Here is a 15,962-nt window from a genome sequence, read left to right as displayed (position 1 = left end):
CTATGTCGCACGACTTCGGTCGTGATTGTCCTTGAACGAATGGTGCTTTTGCACTGCCTCTGGAGGTGTTGCTGGATTTCCACCTCCAGAGGCGATTTTTTTATCCATCTTCGACTTTTCCTTGTACCTCAACATATTTCGCCACCGCCAGCAGACGATTGATATGCGTCAGCAGCAAATCCACATCCGATTGTAAAAATTCTGACGATGAACGTGAAGCCGTGACGATCGCATCCTGCACGGTTTCGGTAATCGTTAACGAATTGTCTCTTTTCGCCTGTATCAGCAATGCGGCAATTAACAGTGATTGCGCTTCGGTTTGTGCCGTAAGCTCTTTAGCGTCAACATCCATTTTTGCCATCTTAAGTAGAATATCAATAACCAGTTGTCGCATTGCATCTCTCCTGATGAATGTAAGTCCAATATGTCGTTATGTCCTGTTCACATTACTCCAGACAGGCATCATTTACTCAACGACATAAAAATTTTTGTGATAAGCAAACTTAGCGCCTTGCTACTGTTTTTATTTACAGTATCATGTGCGGGCGATTTTGCCCTGAACGGATAGCTACTATGTTTGTAGAATTGATTTACGATAAGCGTAACGTTGCCGGCTTGCCTGGCGCTCGCGAAATGATTTTGCAAGAGCTGGAAAAACGGGTGCACCGTGTTTTTCCTGACCTGGAAGTCAAGGTCAAGCCGATGGAGCGTAACGCGATTGATACCGATTTGAGTAAGAACGATAAAGCAACCATTGCCCGTATTGTCGAAGAAATGTTTGATGAAGCGGAAATGTGGCTAGTGGCCGAGTAATCCCTTCTCAGCCACCGTAGCGTCAGCAGGAGAAATTAGCTCTCCTGCTCGCTATGGTTGATTTCAATCTCGATATCCTGAATGGCCTTATCGAGATCGTCTAATAACGTACCTTGTTTATTCAGCAGCGCATCAATGCGTGCAGCATTTTCTTTATCTTTATATTCCCCGGCATCAAAAGCTAACCAATGGCTGGAGAGTGTTTCGGTATTGGTTTGCGCATAGTGACGCATCTCTTTTAACTGAGAGGTGACGTCGCGCAGATAATCCGTTTTGCTTTTAGTTTCAGCTGAATCACTCATGCTATGTTTCCTTTTGGTTATCTATCAAATGAAAATTCCGCCTGAAGATTTAAAGTTAGTTGAAAATATTGTTATTGCCTTAAGAATAATCGGAAGATGCTACTTTTCCCCTGACGCAGCGATACCGGCTTCATCCGCCTGCACCACCTGCTTGACTTTGTCAGCCGTTTTACTGGCAGTGCGATCCGGTATCGCATCAAGCTTACGCTGTAAGGCGCTTACCTGAGCACTGAGCTGATCGACCTGCGCATCGCGTCGTGCTGCAACATCGCGATAATCCCGGCGGATCTCTGCTACCCGCTGGTTTGCCGTATTGCTGACATATAAAAAAAGAATAGTCAGAACAACACACAGCATTGAAAGCCCAAGTAACAGCCCGCCCAGAATCAATTTGCGCTTATTACTTACCACGCTAACTTCACTTATCTGTGACATCATTGCGATCCTCCAGAGTGGAAATGAGTCGATCAACTTCTTTGCGAAATTTATCGTTGTGATCGGCCTCAGTCATTGCCAGTAAGATACCCAGCGCGTTTTTAATAAGGCGCAGATCGGTTTCAAGCATTGAAATGCGACGCAGGTTTCTGTCGTGTCGTTCGCGCAGTTCATCATTCTCCAGACGCAACAAGTGATTACTCTCCTTTAGCAGGACAACCTGCTCTTTATAACTGGTAATGATTTCACCACCTGCGCGATTACTGGTTACGATAGAAGCGATCCCTGCCAACAACGGCTTCCAAAATAGCGCAGCTGCCCCACCACCTAAAACGAGCGCGCCAACACTGGTAATCAGGCTACTCTCCATGCTCCACCTCTCTGTAAATAAGGTGCCTTAAGCAATACAACCGGTACGCACAGACACATTGGATCATGAGTTTAAGATTGCTTAAAATTTCAATTTAAGTATACTTAAGTACCACTGATAAGAAAAGTCAAGAGTATGAAAAACGAAACGCTGGGCAAGCGCATTTATTGTCGACGTAAATCGCTTCAACTGACGCAAAAACAACTCGCGGAGCAGGTAAATGTTTCGCATGTGGCCATTTCACAATGGGAGAAAGATGAGACCTTACCGCGTGGAGAAAATCTCTTACGGCTGGCAGAGGCGCTCGGCTGCGCGCCAGCCTTTTTAATTGATGGTGAAGGCCCGGTATTTACCTCTGCGCCGGTTATTGCAGGTTTTCATTCAGTTCCTCTGATTTCACGAACGCAGCTTGATCAATGGTTGGGTGAAAAGAAAGCGCACATTGATGAAATTTTACACACCTCTCTGGCCCTGTCTGACGAAGCTTTTGCACTGCGTATTGAAGATCATGCGATGACGCCCGCGTACTGTTCACAGGATGTTGTAATTATTGATCCCCAGATTAAGCCGCTTCCGGGCGATGCTGTTCTCGCCTTACAGCAAGATGAGGCACTAATACGCACCTATCGCCCGCGTGAAAGACATGAAGGTATGACTCAATTCGAGCTGGCAGCCGTGAATATTGATTATCCCCTGTTGCACTCACGTCTGGATAACCTGAGTTTGATCGGCACCGTTTTAGAGCTGCGTCGTTATCGTCAGCGTTAAATAAAGGTCTGCGCGCCAGAAAAATTCTGGCCCGTTTGCGCGGTTTTTAAGGATTTTTAATGCGAAAAGGCTGCAGATTACGCTTAGCATCCAATGCTCGTCTAAACTTGGATCACTGGACAAAAGGAGCAGCTAATGCATAAACATCAAACAAATGAAGAGCGTAAGCACGAAGGCGATGTGAGTAAAAGCCTACCGGAAGGTGCACCTAACGTAGGGAATGCCTACGAAGAGGATGATCATCCGGCGACAGATGCACCGAAAGATCATGGTGAAGTGCCGCGCAAAAACGACGACAGCGAGGACGATAAAAAGATCCTTATCAAGCGCAATAGCAAATACGCCCCGAAGCCGGGGCGTAATTTTTAGAGTGAAGCCTGATAGTTTTCAGGAAACGGCACACCAGACGCTTCGAGGCGCGAGAGTTTTTGCAAGATATCATTGCGCACCGTCTCATCCCCATCCTGCCAGTAAGGTTTGACGACCGCTAATATCCGCTCCGCGGTCTCTGCGTTGTAGTCCGACGGTTTATTACCGCCCAGCGTCTCATGAATTTTTTCGTTCATCTCTTTTAGTTCGGCCATCTCATCCTCCTTTGTTGTCAGAATGAGTATAGCAGCGTGCTGTTTCGGTCTGCGGCGGGAGAGTTATACCTGCATATTCATTATATCGGTATAAGCTGAGACCAGTTTGTTCCTGACCTGAATTCCCATTTGCATTGAAATTGACGATTTCTGCAAATCGACCATCACATCATTTAGCGCGACCCCCGGTTTACCCAGTTCAAAATCCCGAGCCTGTGCGCGCGCAGTGGTCTGCGTCTCACTGATTTTATCTAACGCCGCTTTCATTGTTGCGCCGAAATCGATCTGATTGCTGGCTTCGCTGCTTCTGTTGCTGGCTTGCAGCGAGGTCATCTGCAACTGCTGCAAAACGCCGTCGATTGCCTGAATGGTCATTACGATACCTCTAAAGGAGAGTAGGATTTTTCCAACGTTCGCAAAATTAGCACATTGTCAATGAGACAAAGGCGCTAAATAACAGCAAAAAACCCAGCTTATCCAGCCATCGAATTTCAGGTTTCATCAAATAATGCCAGGTATTGAAGTGGAAATTCTATTTACGCAGGTCAGGGAGTCTGTTTTGTCATTACAACTAACCCGGTCAATTACGTCAGGCAGGAATCGGTCATGAATGCGAGTGCAGCCGCTACACAAGATCAAAACAATAAAGGTTTCAGCGATCTTCTCGCCCGCCTGCGCGCTAATCCGCGTATCCCATTAATCATTGCTGCCGCCGCAGTTATCGCGGTGGTTTTTGCATTGGTGTTGTGGGCTAAAGCGCCGAGCTACAGTGTGCTGTACAACAACCTCTCGGATGAAGACGGAGGGGCGATTGTAACGCAACTTACTCAGATGAATATCCCTTATCGCTTCGCCGACAATGGCGGTGCCTTAATGGTACCGCAAGAACAGGTGCATGAACTGCGCTTACGTCTGGCCCAGCAAGGTCTGCCAAAAGGCGGCTCTGTTGGCTTTGAGTTAATGGATAAAGAGAAGTTTGGCATTAGCCAGTTCAGCGAGCAGGTCAACTACCAGCGCGCGCTGGAAGGTGAACTGGCACGCACCATTGAAACCCTCGGTCCGGTAAAAGCCGTTCGCGTGCATCTGGCGATGCCAAAACCAACCCTGTTCGTGCGTGAGCAGAAAGCGCCCTCCGCGTCCGTGACGCTGACGCTGCAACCAGGGCGCGCCCTGGATGAAGGTCAGATTCAGGCCATTGTTCACATGGTTTCCAGCAGCGTGGCTGGCTTACCGCCTGGTAATGTCACTGTTGTTGATCAGGCGGGCCGCCTGCTGACTCGCTCAGACGCCGCTGGCCGCGATCTGAATGATGCGCAGCTCAAGTATGCCGCTGAAGTAGAAGCGCGTTATAAGCAGCGTATCGAAGACATTCTGAACCCTATTCTGGGCCAGGGTAACGTCCACGCTCAGGTTACTGCGCAAATCAACTTCGATAGCAGCGAGCAAACTGACGAAAAGTACCAGCCAAATGGTCAACCGGATAAGTCTGCGATTCGCTCGCGCCAAACCAGCACCAGCGACCAGTCGGGTAGCCCTTATCCGGGCGGCGTGCCGGGCGCGCTGTCAAACCAGCCTGCGCCAGCCAATACCGCGCCGGTGACTAACCCGAATAACAACGCAGCTAACGGTCAGAATAACGCGGCGAATAACGGGACAACCACCAGCACTGCTGCCAGCACCGTGCCGACCAACTCGCGTCGTGACGATACCGTCAACTACGAGCTGGATCGCACCATTCGTCATACCAAGATAAACGTAGGTGACGTTCAGCGTCTGTCGGTTGCGGTTGTGGTGAATTATCGCGAGGACGATAAAGGCAAAGCCGTTGCGTTGAATGAACAACAACTGAAACAGATTGAAGATCTGACGCGTGAAGCGATGGGTTACTCGCAAACACGTGGTGACAGCATCAATGTGGTGAACTCGCAGTTCAACACCACCGAACCTGCAGATATCGAATTGCCTTTCTGGAAACAGCAAGCCTTCTTCGATCAGCTGATGAGTGGTGGTCGCTGGTTACTGATTGCGCTGGTTGCCTTCTTCCTCTATCGCAAGCTGGTCAGACCGCAGCTGTTACGCAAGCAGGAAGCAGAGAAAGCCGCCGCTGAAGCTGCCGCCGCCCGTGCTGCTGCACAGAAAGATGAACAAGCCTACAGCGTTCAGCTCAGCAAAGACGAGCTGGATCAGGAACGTAAATCAAACAACCGCATGAGTGCGGAAGTCATGAGCCAGCGTATCCGTGACATGTCTGAAAACGATCCGCGCGTCGTCGCGCTGGTTATTCGCGAATGGATGAGTAAAGAGCTATGAGTCTGACCGGTACTGAAAAAAGCGCCATTTTAATGATGACGATTGGTGAAGAGCGCGCTGCGGAAGTGTTTAAGCACCTGAACCAGCGTGAGGTACAACATCTCAGCACCGCGATGGCCAGCATGCGTCAGGTGTCGCATAAACAACTGACTGAAGTGTTACGTGAGTTTGAAATTGATGCCGAGCAGTTTGCGGCGCTCAGCCTTAACTCCAATGACTACCTGCGCTCGGTGTTGACCAAAGCCCTGGGCGAAGAGCGTGCTGCCAGCCTGCTGGAAGACATTCTTGAAACTCGCGAAACCACCGGCGGCATAGAAACGCTCAACTTAATGGAGCCGCAAGCGGCTGCCGACATTATTCGCGACGAACATCCGCAGATCATTGCGACGATACTGGTCCACCTCAAACGTGGCCAGGCCGCCGATATTCTGGCGCTGTTCGACGAGCGTCTGCGTCACGATGTGATGTTACGTATCGCCACCTTCGGCGGTGTCCAGCCAGCGGCGCTGGCAGAACTGACCGAAGTGCTCAACGGCCTGCTGGATGGGACCAACCTCAAGCGTGCGAAGATGGGCGGCGTGAGAACCGCAGCCGAAATCATCAACCTGATGAAAACGCAGCAGGAAGAAGCGGTTATCGAAGCGGTTCGCGATTTCGATGGCGAACTGGCGCAGAAGATCATCGACGAAATGTTCCTGTTCGAAAACCTGGTGGAAGTGGACGATCGCAGCATCCAGCGTTTGTTGCAGGAAGTGGAATCCGAGCAGTTGCTGATCGCCCTGAAGGGTGCCGAGCAGCCGCTGCGCGAGAAATTCCTCAAAAACATGTCAGCACGTGCGGCCGATATCCTGCGCGACGACCTTGCCAACCGTGGCCCGGTACGTATGTCAGCGGTAGAGAACGAACAGAAAGCGATTCTGCTGGTGGTTCGTCGTCTGGCCGAAGCGGGCGAGATGGTAATTGGTGGTGGCGAGGAAACCTATGTCTGATGCATTTTCCGCCCGTCCATGGCAACTCTGGCAACCGATGGATTTAGGCCGCATTGACGAGCCTGCCCCCGCCCCGCTGCCGGAAACCGACTTATTCGATGAAGCGGTGGACGAAGAGCAGGATGAACTCGAACGTCTGAAACAGCAGGCGCGCAAAGAAGCGCAGGGTCAGGGGTATAACGACGGCCACCAGCAAGGTTTTGCCGAAGGCCAGAAAACCGGTTATGACGCCGGTTTCCAGCAGGGCCTGGCTGATGCCCAGCAGCAGCAGGCGCCGTTACAGGCGCGTATGCAGCAGCTGGTGACTGAATTTCAGAGCACGCTGGAGTCGCTGGATAGCGTGATTGCCGCGCGTTTGATGCAGCTGGCACTGGAAGCGGCACGCTCGGTGATTGGCCAGGCGACCACCGTTGATGGCAGCGCCCTGCTCCGTCAAATCCAGCAGTTATTACAGCAGGAACCGATGTTCAGCGGCAAACCGCAACTGCGTGTGCACCCTGACGATTTACAACGCATTGAGCAGACGCTCGGCCCGACGCTTGATCTGCACGGCTGGCGCCTGCTGGCTGACAACACGCTACATCCGGGTGGCTGCAAACTGAGCGCAGAAGATGGCGATCTTGATGCCAGCGTGGCAACGCGCTGGCAGGAATTGTGCCGTCTCGCCGCGCCAGGAGAACTGTAATGACCACTCGCCTTAATCGCTGGCTTGGCGCACTGGACGCATTTGAAAACCGCATTGCTCAGGTCCAGACAGTACGCCGTTATGGTCGCTTAACCCGCGCCACGGGGTTGGTGCTGGAAGCGACTGGCTTGCAGTTGCCGCTGGGTGCGACCTGCGTTATTGAACGTAACGACGGTAAAGGTATCACTGAAGTTGAAAGTGAAGTGGTGGGCTTTAACGGACAAAAACTGTTTTTGATGCCGCTGGAAGAAGTGGATGGCATTTTGCCTGGCGCGCGCGTCTATGCCCGCCAGACGGGTGAGAATCCACAGGCTGGCAAGCAGTTGCTCCTCGGCCCACAACTGCTGGGCCGCGTACTGGACGGCAGCGGTCGTCCACTGGACGGTCTGCCTTCTCCGGATACGGGTTATCGTGCTCCTTTAATAACACCTCCGTTTAACCCGCTGCAGCGTACGCCGATTACCGACGTGCTGGATACCGGTGTGCGGGCGATTAACGCCCTGCTCACGGTCGGACGCGGTCAGCGTATGGGGCTGTTTGCCGGTTCCGGCGTGGGGAAAAGTGTGCTGCTCGGCATGATGGCACGTTATACCGAAGCCGATGTGATCGTAGTGGGTCTGATCGGTGAGCGTGGTCGTGAAGTAAAAGACTTTATCGAAAATATTCTCGGTGCAGAAGGTCGCGCCCGCTCAGTTGTGATTGCTGCGCCCGCTGACGTCTCGCCCTTATTGCGCATGCAGGGTGCCGCTTACGCTACTCGCATCGCTGAAGACTTTCGCGACCGGGGTAAGCATGTCCTGCTGATCATGGATTCGCTGACGCGTTACGCCATGGCGCAGCGTGAGATCGCGCTGGCCATCGGCGAGCCGCCCGCCACCAAAGGTTATCCCCCTTCGGTGTTTGCCAAACTGCCTGCACTGGTTGAACGCGCCGGTAATGGCATTGACGGCGGTGGCTCCATTACCGCGTTTTATACCGTGTTAACCGAAGGCGACGATCAGCAAGACCCGATTGCCGACTCAGCCCGCGCTATTCTGGATGGGCACATCGTATTATCGCGTCGCCTGGCCGAAGCGGGTCACTATCCGGCAATTGATATTGAAGCATCCATCAGTCGCGCCATGACCTCGTTGATTGATGAAAACCATTACGCCCGGGTGCGCCAGTTTAAACAATTACTCTCCAGCTTCCAGCGCAACCGTGACTTAGTGAGCGTCGGCGCCTATGCGGCCGGTAGCGATCCGATGCTGGATAAAGCCATCAAGCTCTATCCACAAATGGAAGCCTTCCTGCAACAAGGTATTTTTGAACGCAGCGACTACGACGATGCCTGCCTGCATTTACACGCATTGTTTGGCTAGTTAGGGCGTTAACCTGAGGTAAGCGCAATGAAAACGGCAAGTGCCATCGATACGCTGCGCGATTTAGCGGAGCAAGAACTCGAAAGAGCCGCCATCTATTTAGGCGATATGCGTCGCGGCCAGCAGGCTGCCGATCAGCAGCTAACCATGCTGCTGGATTATCAGGACGAATACCGCAACAAACTCAACGACGATATGTCGAGCGGCATTGCCAGCACCCGCTGGACTAACTATCACCAGTTTATCCAGACGCTGGAAAAAGCGATTGAGCAGCACCGCGCGCAATTACAGCACTGGAACCAGCGACTGGAGCAGGCATTAGCGAGCTGGCGTGAAAAGCAACAGCGTTTGAATGCTTATCAAACCCTTATTACGCGCGCAGCTGAAAATGCATTAAGACAAGAAAACCGTCTCGACCAGAAACGGATGGATGAATTTGCCCAACGGGCTGCATTGAGGAGAGGCGAATGATTACGCTGCCAAATAGTGTCACCCCAACCGCGACGCGCGGTGAAGGTGAAACGTTAGCGTCCACGGATGTTTTATCGGGTAACGATGCGCTGCCACAGAATTTTTTGACTGAATTAGGCAACCAGTTGTTAACGCTGGCAAAACATCAGGGTAAAGCGGTACAAACCGCTGAGCAAACTGAAGAAAAAGAAGCCGGTAAGTCAGCCTCCAGCCCGTTGAATGCGCTGCTGGCTGCACTGGAAAATCCCGACGCGCTTAATGCACTTTTAAAGCCGGAAAACACTAAAGCCGGCACAAAATCAGCCGATGATAAAGATAAGCAAGAAACAGCAATGTTGAGTGCCAGTGAGGTACAAAACGTGCAGGCGCTGTTTGCCATGTTACCAGCAGCCGTGAGCAACAGCGCAACCGTCAGCACCGCTGATGGCGAGTTAATGGCGCAGGGTGAATTACGTCGCTCAACGGCTTCTCTGACGCAGGCATTGACCGGTGCCGTGACTGCCGAAGAGGAGCAACCTGATGCTAAAAACAGTGCATTGCCCGATACCCGCTTACTGAGCCGGGGTATCGACGCCGCCGTCAGCGACAGCAGTAACGATACGGTAACCCAAACCAATGACGGCAGTAAGCTGATGCTGAATAACAGTTTTCAGCAGCTGATAAGCAGCGTAAGCGTGCATGATGAGCAATTCACGGCAAACAACAGTACCCCTGAAAGTTTGCCTGTCGCCAGCACCACGTTTACCAGCACCAGCCCGCTTGCCGCACCGCTGAATGCCGCCGCGACGGTCAATACGCCGTCAACGCCAATGTTGAATGCCCAGCTGGGCAGCGAGCAGTGGCAACAGGCGCTGAGCCAGCAGGTTGTGATGTTCAGCCGTAACGGACAGCAAAATGCCGAGCTGCGTTTGCATCCGGAAGATCTGGGCGCGATCCAGATCAGCCTGAAGCTGGATCATGACACGGCACATTTAAATTTAGTTTCTGGTCACAGCCTCGTCAGGGCTGCACTGGAAGCCGCGCTACCTCAGCTGCGCAACGCGCTGGCTGAAAGCGGAATTAACCTGGGTGAGAGTCAGGTGAGCAGTGACAGTTTCGCGCAAGGCCAGAGCTTCCGGCAGCAACAGGAGGCGCGTCGCGACGGACAGCACGGCAGCTTCTCCCTCTCCCAGGATAGCGATAACGACATAACGCCGATTGCTGTACCTGCGTCCCTCCAGGCCCAGGTAAAGGGTAACGGCGCCGTCGACACTTTTGCCTGATAGCGACAAACGCTGAAGGTAAGCGTAAAACTCGCGTCTTTTCTTCCCATTGTTTGACTTAAGACGCGGGATAATCTGTCCAGGCGAGCCGAGAGGCTTGCCCATAATTCACAGGAAGTAACTGCAAAAATGTCTGATAACGCGAAAGCTAAAGGCCGCAAACGTTCAATCTTAATTCCAGTGTTACTTGTTGTAACACTGGCTGCTTGTAGCGTGGCAGGCTATGCAGTCTGGCGAATGATGAATAAACACGAGGGTGATAAGCCGGAAGTCGCGAAAGTCGAACCGCCTCCCGCCCCGGTCTTTTTTGCACTTGATACATTTACGGTTAACCTGGTCAATCCCGACAACGATCCTGACCGCGTGCTGTACGTAGGATTTACCCTGCGTCTGCCGGATGAAGATACTCGTCGTCGGCTGAATGACTATCTGCCTGAGGTGCGCAGCCGTCTGCTGCTGCTGCTCTCACGTCAGAGCGCAACTGCGCTCGCGTCAGAGCAAGGCAAGCAAGCACTTGTTGAGCAGATCAAACAGGTGCTGGCACCGCCGCTGGTGAAGGGTCAACCTTCGCAGGCCGTAAACGACGTGCTGTTTACCGCCTTCATTTTGAGGTGAATCAATGGGCGATAGCATTCTCTCCCAGGCTGAAATTGACGCGCTACTGAACGGCGACAGTGACAGCACGGTAGAAGAAAAGAAACAGAAAGGGCCGGAAGGCGATGTCCGTCCCTACGACCCGAATACCCAGCGTCGCGTAGTTCGCGAGCGTCTGCAGGCGCTGGAAATTATTAACGAGCGTTTTGCCCGTCAGTTCCGTATGGCGCTGTTTAACCTGCTGCGCCGTAGCCCGGATGTGACAGTGGGTGCGATTAAGATTCAGCCTTATCATGAGTTTGCCCGCAACTTGCCGGTGCCAACGAACCTGAATCTTATCCATTTAAAACCGCTGCGTGGCACTGCGCTGGTGGTGTTTTCACCCAGCCTGGTATTTATTGCGGTAGATAACCTGTTTGGTGGTGATGGTCGCTTCCCGACGAAAGTGGAAGGCCGTGAATTTACCCACACTGAACAGCGCGTTATCCAACGCATGCTGAAGCTGGCACTGGATGGTTACAGCGACGCCTGGAAAGCGATTTATCCGCTTGAGGTTGAGTATGTGCGTTCAGAAATGCAGGTGAAATTCACTAACATCACGACGTCGCCAAACGACATCGTGGTTAATACGCCGTTTCAGGTAGAAATCGGTAACCTGGTGGGTGAATTTAACATCTGCATACCGTTTTCGATGATTGAGCCGCTGCGCGAGTTACTGGTGAACCCGCCGCTGGAAAACTCACGTCAGGAAGATACGCACTGGCGCGATAATCTGGTCAAGCAGGTCCAGCACTCTGAGCTGGAGCTGATAGCGCATTTTGCTGAGACATCGCTGCGTCTGTCACGCATTTTGCAGTTGAAGCCAGGCGATGTGCTGCCGATTGATAAACCCGATCGCATCATCGCCCATGTGGATGGCGTGCCGGTATTAACCAGCCAATATGGCACGCTGAATGGTCAGTATGCTTTGCGTGTCGAACACTTGATTAACCCGATTTTGAATTCGCTTAACGAGGAACAGCCCAATGAGTGACAGCAAGAAACCGTCCGATGACACTATCTCTGCGGACGATCTGTGGGCTGAGGCAATGAACGAGCAAACAGGCAGCAGCGCGCCACAGAGTGACGAAGTGTTTAAATCATTCGAAAGCGGTAACGTTTCTGGCTCTCTGCAGGACATTGACCTGATCATGGATATCCCGGTGAAACTCACCGTGGAACTGGGACGCACAAAAATGACTATCAAAGAACTGCTGCGTCTGACGCAGGGTTCGGTGGTGGCGCTGGATGGCCTGGCGGGCGAACCCCTGGACATCCTGATTAACGGTTATCTGATTGCTCAGGGTGAAGTGGTTGTGGTCAATGACAAATATGGCGTGCGCATTACCGACATCATTACCCCGTCTGAACGTATGCGTCGTGTGAGCCGTTGATAATGAATACCCAGTCTCAAACACTGCACACTGCCGCGCCGCAAACACAGGCGATCTCTACCGGTTCGGTGTTGACCCAGGTTAGCAGCGTGTTAGCGGTTATTGTGTTATTGATTCTGGCTTGTGCCTGGCTGGCGCGTCGACTCGGTTTTGCACCGAAGAAAGTCAGCAGCCAGGAACTTAAAATGACCGCCAGCGTGTCGGTTGGTCAGCGTGAGCGCGTGGTGATTGTGGATACTGCCGATGCCCGTTTGGTGCTCGGCGTCACCGCACAACAGATTACCCATTTGCATACGCTGCCGCCCGCCGCGCCGGAAGAAGATGCACCGGCTCAGGCCGCGCCGCAAGATTTTCGTCAGCTGTTACAGCACCTGGTTAAACGTCCCGGAAAACCTCAATGATACGTCGTCTGCTCCCTCTTCTGCCGCTGCTGTTGCTGGCACCGGTTGCCCATGCCCAGTTACCGGGCCTGGTGAGTCATCCGTTACCGAACGGCGGGCAAAGCTGGTCGTTGCCGGTGCAAACGCTGGTGTTTATCACCGCGCTGACGTTTATTCCGGCTGTATTGCTGATGATGACCAGCTTCACCCGAATCATCATTGTGTTTGGTTTGTTGCGTAATGCGCTCGGTACGCCATCAGCTCCACCGAACCAGGTTTTGCTGGGGCTGTCGCTGTTTCTGACTTTTTTCATCATGGCACCGACTTTCGATAAAATTTATCAGGACGCTTATCTGCCGTTCAGTCAGGATAAAATCAGTATGGACGTCGCGATTGAGAAAGGGGCGCAACCGCTGCGCGACTTCATGCTGCGTCAAACACGTGAAGCCGATTTAGCCCTGTTTGCCCGACTGGCAAACACCCCACCTATTGCCGGGCCAGAAGCCGTACCGATGCGTATTTTGCTGCCCGCTTACGTGACCAGTGAGCTAAAAACGGCTTTCCAGATTGGTTTTACCGTCTTTATCCCTTTCCTGATCATCGACCTGGTGGTTGCCAGTGTGCTGATGGCGCTGGGCATGATGATGGTGCCGCCAGCGACCATTGCGCTGCCGTTTAAGTTAATGCTGTTTGTCTTAGTGGATGGCTGGCAGTTGCTGGTGGGTTCACTGGCACAAAGCTTTTATTCCTGATCTCTGAATCTGCTAACTGGAGCGAAACATGACACCCGAATCGGTAATGATGATGGGACAGGAAGCGATGCGCGTTGCGCTAATGCTGGCTGCCCCACTGCTGCTCACTGCACTGGTCAGCGGTTTGCTGATCAGCCTGCTTCAGGCCGCCACGCAGATCAACGAACAGACCCTGTCGTTTATCCCAAAAATCCTGGCCGTCGCCACAACCGGTATCATTGCTGGCCCGTGGATGTTAAATTTTGCTCTGGATTATATTCGTACCGTCTTCACTAACCTGCCTTATATCATCGGCTAATGGTTACCCTCGACAGCAGTCAACTTGTTCACTGGGTGAGTCAGTTTTACTGGCCACTGGTGCGTATGCTGGCGCTGTTTGCCACCGCGCCGCTGCTCAGCGAACGTGCAATCAGCCATCGAGTTAAAATTGGCCTGGCGGTGATGATCACCTGGTTGCTGATGCCGCTGTTGCCGCCGGTCGAGGTAACGCTGTTTTCACCGGCAGGATTCTGGCTGCTTATCCAGCAAATTTTGATTGGCGTTGCCCTCGGTTTCACCATGCAGTTCGCTTTTGCAGCCGTTCGCACTGCGGGTGAAGTGATTGGATTACAGATGGGTTTGTCGTTCGCGACCTTTTTTGATCCCGGAAGCCGTCTTAACATGCCGGTGCTTGCGCGTTTTCTCGACATGCTGGCGATGTTGTTGTTCCTGACTTTTAACGGCCATTTGTGGTTAATCTCACTGCTGGCGGACAGTTTTCATACATTGCCGATTGGTGGACAGCCGCTAAACGCTAATGCTTTTATGGCATTGGTAAAATCAGGCGGATTGATTTTCCTTAATGGCATGATGTTAGCGTTACCACTTATCGTTTTGCTACTCATGCTTAATCTGGTACTAGGTTTGTTAAACCGTGTTTCACCACAGTTATCCGTTTTCGCGATTGGCTTTCCCGTTACCTTATCAGTGGGTATCCTCACCCCGGGGCTCTTGATGCCTCTCCTGGCCCCCTTTTGCGAGCATCTTTTCAGCGAAGTGTTTGATTTACTCGCGCTGTTCCTCACAGAACTATCCCATCCCTAAACATTAAGTATCTAACGATTTCGCTAAAGTGATACTTAAGCAAAATAAATTCTTTTGTGCATTTTTCGAACCAATTTTCTCAGAAATCAACTAAGGAAATTCTGATAAATGTACCGAAAGTCTGAAAATAATTCTTATTAAACCGCGCTTCGCGTATTTTAGCTGGGCGGTTTACAGAATATGTAACACTGTGGTTTTGTTGATAAATTCGGCAATGTCTTGAAATTGAACAAAAAAATCTTTCGATGATTTTTCTTGTCAGAATTTGTTTTTTCCGGCATTGTCAACACTCGTTGAGACATCACACTTTCGTAAAACAAATGTTTTTAAGATTTGTCCTATCAGAGAAGTCTTGGTTTTCAGCGATAGTGACAACGCTCTCAAAACAGCGTTTTGCCCCTACTCCAGCAATTCCCACTATTGCTGGGGATGTGTGACGTCAAGGCAGCATAAAATATTTGCAGAACGGGTCAGGGATGAAGACTTTTACAGGCGCTTGCCTGTTACCACACTGCATATGAGCAGAATAAAAAGTGCCTTAGAAATCTCTCTCGTACCGCAACGCGTAATTCATCGTTGATTTAAACGGATAACAAATTGGTGAGGGTCGCTAACATGCCAACGATTATTATGGATTCCTGCAACTACACACGCCTGGGATTATCGGACTATATGTCCTCTAAAGGAGTTAAGAGGAAAAATATTACTTCCGTATCTGATATTGAGCAATTACAGCAACGTTGTGAACAGTTACAACCTGGTGTCGTTTTTATTAATGAAGATTGTTTCATTCATGAAGCTGATTCCAGTGATCGTATTCGCAGCATTATTATGCAGCATCCTGAAACCCTGTTTTTTATTTTTATGGCGATCAGTAATATCCATTTTGAGGAATACCTCTATGTTCGTAAGAACTTGATTATTACGTCAAAATCGATAAAAACGTCTACTCTGGACTCGTTACTGAGCACCTATTTGCAGAAGAAACTGAATCAGTCTCCGCGTATTTCCTCTGCACTTGATATTCATCCTTTGACGCTGAGTCAGACTGAGTCAAATATGCTGAAAATGTGGATGTCAGGTCATGACACCATTCAGATTTCTGACAAGATGCAAATAAAGGCGAAAACGGTTTCGTCACATAAGGGTAATATTAAGCGGAAAATCAAAACGCATAATAAACAAGTGATTTATCACGTGGTGCGATTAACTGATAATGTTACCTCTGGCATTTATGTCAATGTGAGATAATCCCCTTCTCAATAACCGGCCTCTCTGGCCGGTTTTTTTATGCCAAACTGAGAGTCAGATCTCATTTCCCCACCTAATCCTTTCTCGTGAACTGCCGATGTTTGATTTCAATCAATCAA

Annotated in this window: 23 protein-coding genes; 17 read left to right on the top strand and 6 right to left on the bottom strand. The window is 51.2% G+C overall.

The features are described 5' to 3' along the window. Positions 1-100: 100 nt before the first annotated feature. On the bottom strand, positions 101-394 hold the full coding sequence (gene iraP, locus O3W44_RS02095) for an anti-adapter protein IraP (protein WP_269291803.1): 294 nt from the start codon (positions 392-394) through the stop codon (positions 101-103). A gap of 179 nt (positions 395-573) precedes the next feature. Here iraP and O3W44_RS02090 point away from each other — a divergent pair, with 179 nt between their 5' ends. Continuing rightward, positions 574-813, top strand: coding sequence for a DinI-like family protein (locus O3W44_RS02090; RefSeq protein WP_215846551.1), 240 nt, complete (start codon positions 574-576; stop codon positions 811-813). A gap of 35 nt (positions 814-848) precedes the next feature. Here the strand turns inward: O3W44_RS02090 and O3W44_RS02085 are convergent, their stop codons facing one another. From O3W44_RS02085 to O3W44_RS02075, 3 genes are all read right to left on the bottom strand, one after another. Next, on the bottom strand, positions 849-1,115 hold the full coding sequence (locus O3W44_RS02085; protein ID WP_269291802.1) for a hypothetical protein: 267 nt from the start codon (positions 1,113-1,115) through the stop codon (positions 849-851). A 99-nt stretch (positions 1,116-1,214) separates the two neighbouring features. Next, entirely contained in the window at positions 1,215-1,553 is a 339-nt protein-coding gene (locus tag O3W44_RS02080; protein WP_331283429.1) for a hypothetical protein, read from the bottom strand. Beyond that, positions 1,534-1,920 (bottom strand): hypothetical protein, encoded by a 387-nt coding sequence (locus O3W44_RS02075; RefSeq protein ID WP_269291801.1) that lies wholly within the window; start codon positions 1,918-1,920, stop codon positions 1,534-1,536. The genes O3W44_RS02080 and O3W44_RS02075 overlap by 20 nt, the downstream gene beginning before the upstream one ends. Before the next feature lie 135 nt (positions 1,921-2,055). Between O3W44_RS02075 and O3W44_RS02070 the strand changes: the two genes are divergently transcribed. Then, positions 2,056-2,688, top strand: a complete 633-nt coding sequence (locus tag O3W44_RS02070) for a helix-turn-helix domain-containing protein (protein WP_269291800.1) — start codon at positions 2,056-2,058, stop codon at positions 2,686-2,688. A 135-nt stretch (positions 2,689-2,823) separates the two neighbouring features. Continuing rightward, the gene (locus tag O3W44_RS02065; RefSeq protein WP_269291799.1) at positions 2,824-3,057 is read left to right on the top strand and encodes a hypothetical protein; all 234 of its coding nucleotides are present in this window, start codon (positions 2,824-2,826) and stop codon (positions 3,055-3,057) included. On the opposite strand, the gene O3W44_RS02060 is transcribed toward O3W44_RS02065, so the two are convergent. Together O3W44_RS02060 and fliE are read right to left on the bottom strand one after the other, a co-directional pair. Continuing rightward, positions 3,054-3,272 carry a hypothetical protein gene (locus O3W44_RS02060; protein WP_269291798.1) on the bottom strand — a complete coding sequence of 73 codons (219 nt, stop codon included), beginning with the start codon at positions 3,270-3,272 and terminating at the stop codon, positions 3,054-3,056. The genes O3W44_RS02065 and O3W44_RS02060 overlap by 4 nt on opposite strands. A 63-nt stretch (positions 3,273-3,335) precedes the next feature. Further along, positions 3,336-3,647, bottom strand: a complete 312-nt coding sequence (gene fliE, locus O3W44_RS02055; protein WP_269291797.1) for a flagellar hook-basal body complex protein FliE — start codon at positions 3,645-3,647, stop codon at positions 3,336-3,338. A gap of 231 nt (positions 3,648-3,878) precedes the next feature. Here fliE and fliF point away from each other — a divergent pair, with 231 nt between their 5' ends. The 14 genes from fliF (at position 3,879) to rcsA (ending at position 15,843) form a co-directional block, all read left to right on the top strand. Next, on the top strand, positions 3,879-5,582 hold the full coding sequence (gene fliF, locus O3W44_RS02050) for a flagellar basal-body MS-ring/collar protein FliF (RefSeq protein WP_269291796.1): 1,704 nt from the start codon (positions 3,879-3,881) through the stop codon (positions 5,580-5,582). Further along, complete coding sequence (fliG, locus tag O3W44_RS02045; protein WP_269291795.1) at positions 5,579-6,571, top strand: flagellar motor switch protein FliG; 993 nt, start codon at positions 5,579-5,581, stop codon at positions 6,569-6,571. The genes fliF and fliG overlap by 4 nt, the downstream gene beginning before the upstream one ends. Then, a complete protein-coding gene (gene fliH / locus O3W44_RS02040) occupies positions 6,564-7,256 on the top strand; it encodes a flagellar assembly protein FliH (RefSeq protein ID WP_269291794.1) in 693 nt (230 codons plus the stop codon). Before fliG ends, fliH begins: the two co-directional genes overlap by 8 nt. Further along, complete coding sequence (fliI, locus tag O3W44_RS02035) at positions 7,256-8,617, top strand: flagellar protein export ATPase FliI (RefSeq protein ID WP_269291793.1); 1,362 nt, start codon at positions 7,256-7,258, stop codon at positions 8,615-8,617. Before fliH ends, fliI begins: the two co-directional genes overlap by 1 nt. A 27-nt stretch (positions 8,618-8,644) precedes the next feature. After that, the gene (gene fliJ / locus O3W44_RS02030; protein WP_269291792.1) at positions 8,645-9,088 is read left to right on the top strand and encodes a flagellar export protein FliJ; all 444 of its coding nucleotides are present in this window, start codon (positions 8,645-8,647) and stop codon (positions 9,086-9,088) included. Further along, on the top strand, positions 9,085-10,350 hold the full coding sequence (locus tag O3W44_RS02025; RefSeq protein WP_269291791.1) for a flagellar hook-length control protein FliK: 1,266 nt from the start codon (positions 9,085-9,087) through the stop codon (positions 10,348-10,350). Before fliJ ends, O3W44_RS02025 begins: the two co-directional genes overlap by 4 nt. Before the next feature lie 129 nt (positions 10,351-10,479). Then, a complete protein-coding gene (gene fliL, locus O3W44_RS02020) occupies positions 10,480-10,965 on the top strand; it encodes a flagellar basal body-associated protein FliL (protein ID WP_269291790.1) in 486 nt (161 codons plus the stop codon). 4 nt (positions 10,966-10,969) lie between these two features. After that, the gene (gene fliM / locus O3W44_RS02015; protein ID WP_269291788.1) at positions 10,970-11,977 is read left to right on the top strand and encodes a flagellar motor switch protein FliM; all 1,008 of its coding nucleotides are present in this window, start codon (positions 10,970-10,972) and stop codon (positions 11,975-11,977) included. Further along, positions 11,970-12,377 (top strand): flagellar motor switch protein FliN, encoded by a 408-nt coding sequence (gene fliN / locus O3W44_RS02010; protein WP_269291787.1) that lies wholly within the window; start codon positions 11,970-11,972, stop codon positions 12,375-12,377. The genes fliM and fliN overlap by 8 nt, the downstream gene beginning before the upstream one ends. 2 nt (positions 12,378-12,379) lie before the next feature. Further along, positions 12,380-12,778 (top strand): flagellar biosynthetic protein FliO, encoded by a 399-nt coding sequence (gene fliO, locus O3W44_RS02005; RefSeq protein ID WP_269291786.1) that lies wholly within the window; start codon positions 12,380-12,382, stop codon positions 12,776-12,778. After that, positions 12,778-13,509: a flagellar type III secretion system pore protein FliP gene (gene fliP, locus O3W44_RS02000; protein WP_269294344.1), complete on the top strand. Its 732-nt coding sequence runs from the start codon at positions 12,778-12,780 to the stop codon at positions 13,507-13,509. Before fliO ends, fliP begins: the two co-directional genes overlap by 1 nt. 28 nt (positions 13,510-13,537) lie before the next feature. Beyond that, positions 13,538-13,807: a flagellar biosynthesis protein FliQ gene (fliQ, locus tag O3W44_RS01995; protein WP_269291785.1), complete on the top strand. Its 270-nt coding sequence runs from the start codon at positions 13,538-13,540 to the stop codon at positions 13,805-13,807. Next, positions 13,807-14,592: a flagellar biosynthetic protein FliR gene (gene fliR, locus O3W44_RS01990; protein ID WP_269291784.1), complete on the top strand. Its 786-nt coding sequence runs from the start codon at positions 13,807-13,809 to the stop codon at positions 14,590-14,592. The genes fliQ and fliR overlap by 1 nt, the downstream gene beginning before the upstream one ends. A gap of 615 nt (positions 14,593-15,207) precedes the next feature. Further along, a complete protein-coding gene (gene rcsA / locus O3W44_RS01985; protein WP_269291783.1) occupies positions 15,208-15,843 on the top strand; it encodes a transcriptional regulator RcsA in 636 nt (211 codons plus the stop codon). Positions 15,844-15,962 lie beyond the last annotated feature (119 nt).

Source organism: Pantoea sp. LMR881 (assembly GCF_027157825.1).
In the GTDB taxonomy this organism is placed as follows: Bacteria; Pseudomonadota; Gammaproteobacteria; order Enterobacterales; family Enterobacteriaceae; genus Pantoea; species Pantoea haifensis.
Note: the sequence above shows the minus strand (reverse complement) of the source record. Positions and strands in the feature narration are given on the sequence as shown.

Excerpts from the sequence above, each read along its gene's own strand:
- iraP (WP_269291803.1), bottom strand. The coding sequence starts at position 394 with ATGCGACAACTGGTTATTGATATTCTACTTAAGATGGCAAAAATGGAT.
- fliQ (WP_269291785.1), top strand. The coding sequence starts at position 13,538 with ATGACACCCGAATCGGTAATGATGATGGGACAGGAAGCGATGCGCGTT.
- O3W44_RS02070 (WP_269291800.1), top strand. The coding sequence starts at position 2,056 with ATGAAAAACGAAACGCTGGGCAAGCGCATTTATTGTCGACGTAAATCG.
- O3W44_RS02075 (WP_269291801.1), bottom strand. The coding sequence starts at position 1,920 with ATGGAGAGTAGCCTGATTACCAGTGTTGGCGCGCTCGTTTTAGGTGGT.
- fliG (WP_269291795.1), top strand. The coding sequence starts at position 5,579 with ATGAGTCTGACCGGTACTGAAAAAAGCGCCATTTTAATGATGACGATT.
- fliE (WP_269291797.1), bottom strand. The coding sequence starts at position 3,647 with ATGACCATTCAGGCAATCGACGGCGTTTTGCAGCAGTTGCAGATGACC.
- fliR (WP_269291784.1), top strand. The coding sequence starts at position 13,807 with ATGGTTACCCTCGACAGCAGTCAACTTGTTCACTGGGTGAGTCAGTTT.
- O3W44_RS02085 (WP_269291802.1), bottom strand. The coding sequence starts at position 1,115 with ATGAGTGATTCAGCTGAAACTAAAAGCAAAACGGATTATCTGCGCGAC.
- fliF (WP_269291796.1), top strand. The coding sequence starts at position 3,879 with ATGAATGCGAGTGCAGCCGCTACACAAGATCAAAACAATAAAGGTTTC.
- fliI (WP_269291793.1), top strand. The coding sequence starts at position 7,256 with ATGACCACTCGCCTTAATCGCTGGCTTGGCGCACTGGACGCATTTGAA.
- fliO (WP_269291786.1), top strand. The coding sequence starts at position 12,380 with ATGAATACCCAGTCTCAAACACTGCACACTGCCGCGCCGCAAACACAG.
- fliN (WP_269291787.1), top strand. The coding sequence starts at position 11,970 with ATGAGTGACAGCAAGAAACCGTCCGATGACACTATCTCTGCGGACGAT.
- fliL (WP_269291790.1), top strand. The coding sequence starts at position 10,480 with ATGTCTGATAACGCGAAAGCTAAAGGCCGCAAACGTTCAATCTTAATT.
- O3W44_RS02090 (WP_215846551.1), top strand. The coding sequence starts at position 574 with ATGTTTGTAGAATTGATTTACGATAAGCGTAACGTTGCCGGCTTGCCT.
- fliH (WP_269291794.1), top strand. The coding sequence starts at position 6,564 with ATGTCTGATGCATTTTCCGCCCGTCCATGGCAACTCTGGCAACCGATG.
- fliM (WP_269291788.1), top strand. The coding sequence starts at position 10,970 with ATGGGCGATAGCATTCTCTCCCAGGCTGAAATTGACGCGCTACTGAAC.
- O3W44_RS02080 (WP_331283429.1), bottom strand. The coding sequence starts at position 1,553 with ATGATGTCACAGATAAGTGAAGTTAGCGTGGTAAGTAATAAGCGCAAA.
- rcsA (WP_269291783.1), top strand. The coding sequence starts at position 15,208 with ATGCCAACGATTATTATGGATTCCTGCAACTACACACGCCTGGGATTA.
- O3W44_RS02065 (WP_269291799.1), top strand. The coding sequence starts at position 2,824 with ATGCATAAACATCAAACAAATGAAGAGCGTAAGCACGAAGGCGATGTG.
- O3W44_RS02060 (WP_269291798.1), bottom strand. The coding sequence starts at position 3,272 with ATGGCCGAACTAAAAGAGATGAACGAAAAAATTCATGAGACGCTGGGC.
- fliJ (WP_269291792.1), top strand. The coding sequence starts at position 8,645 with ATGAAAACGGCAAGTGCCATCGATACGCTGCGCGATTTAGCGGAGCAA.
- O3W44_RS02025 (WP_269291791.1), top strand. The coding sequence starts at position 9,085 with ATGATTACGCTGCCAAATAGTGTCACCCCAACCGCGACGCGCGGTGAA.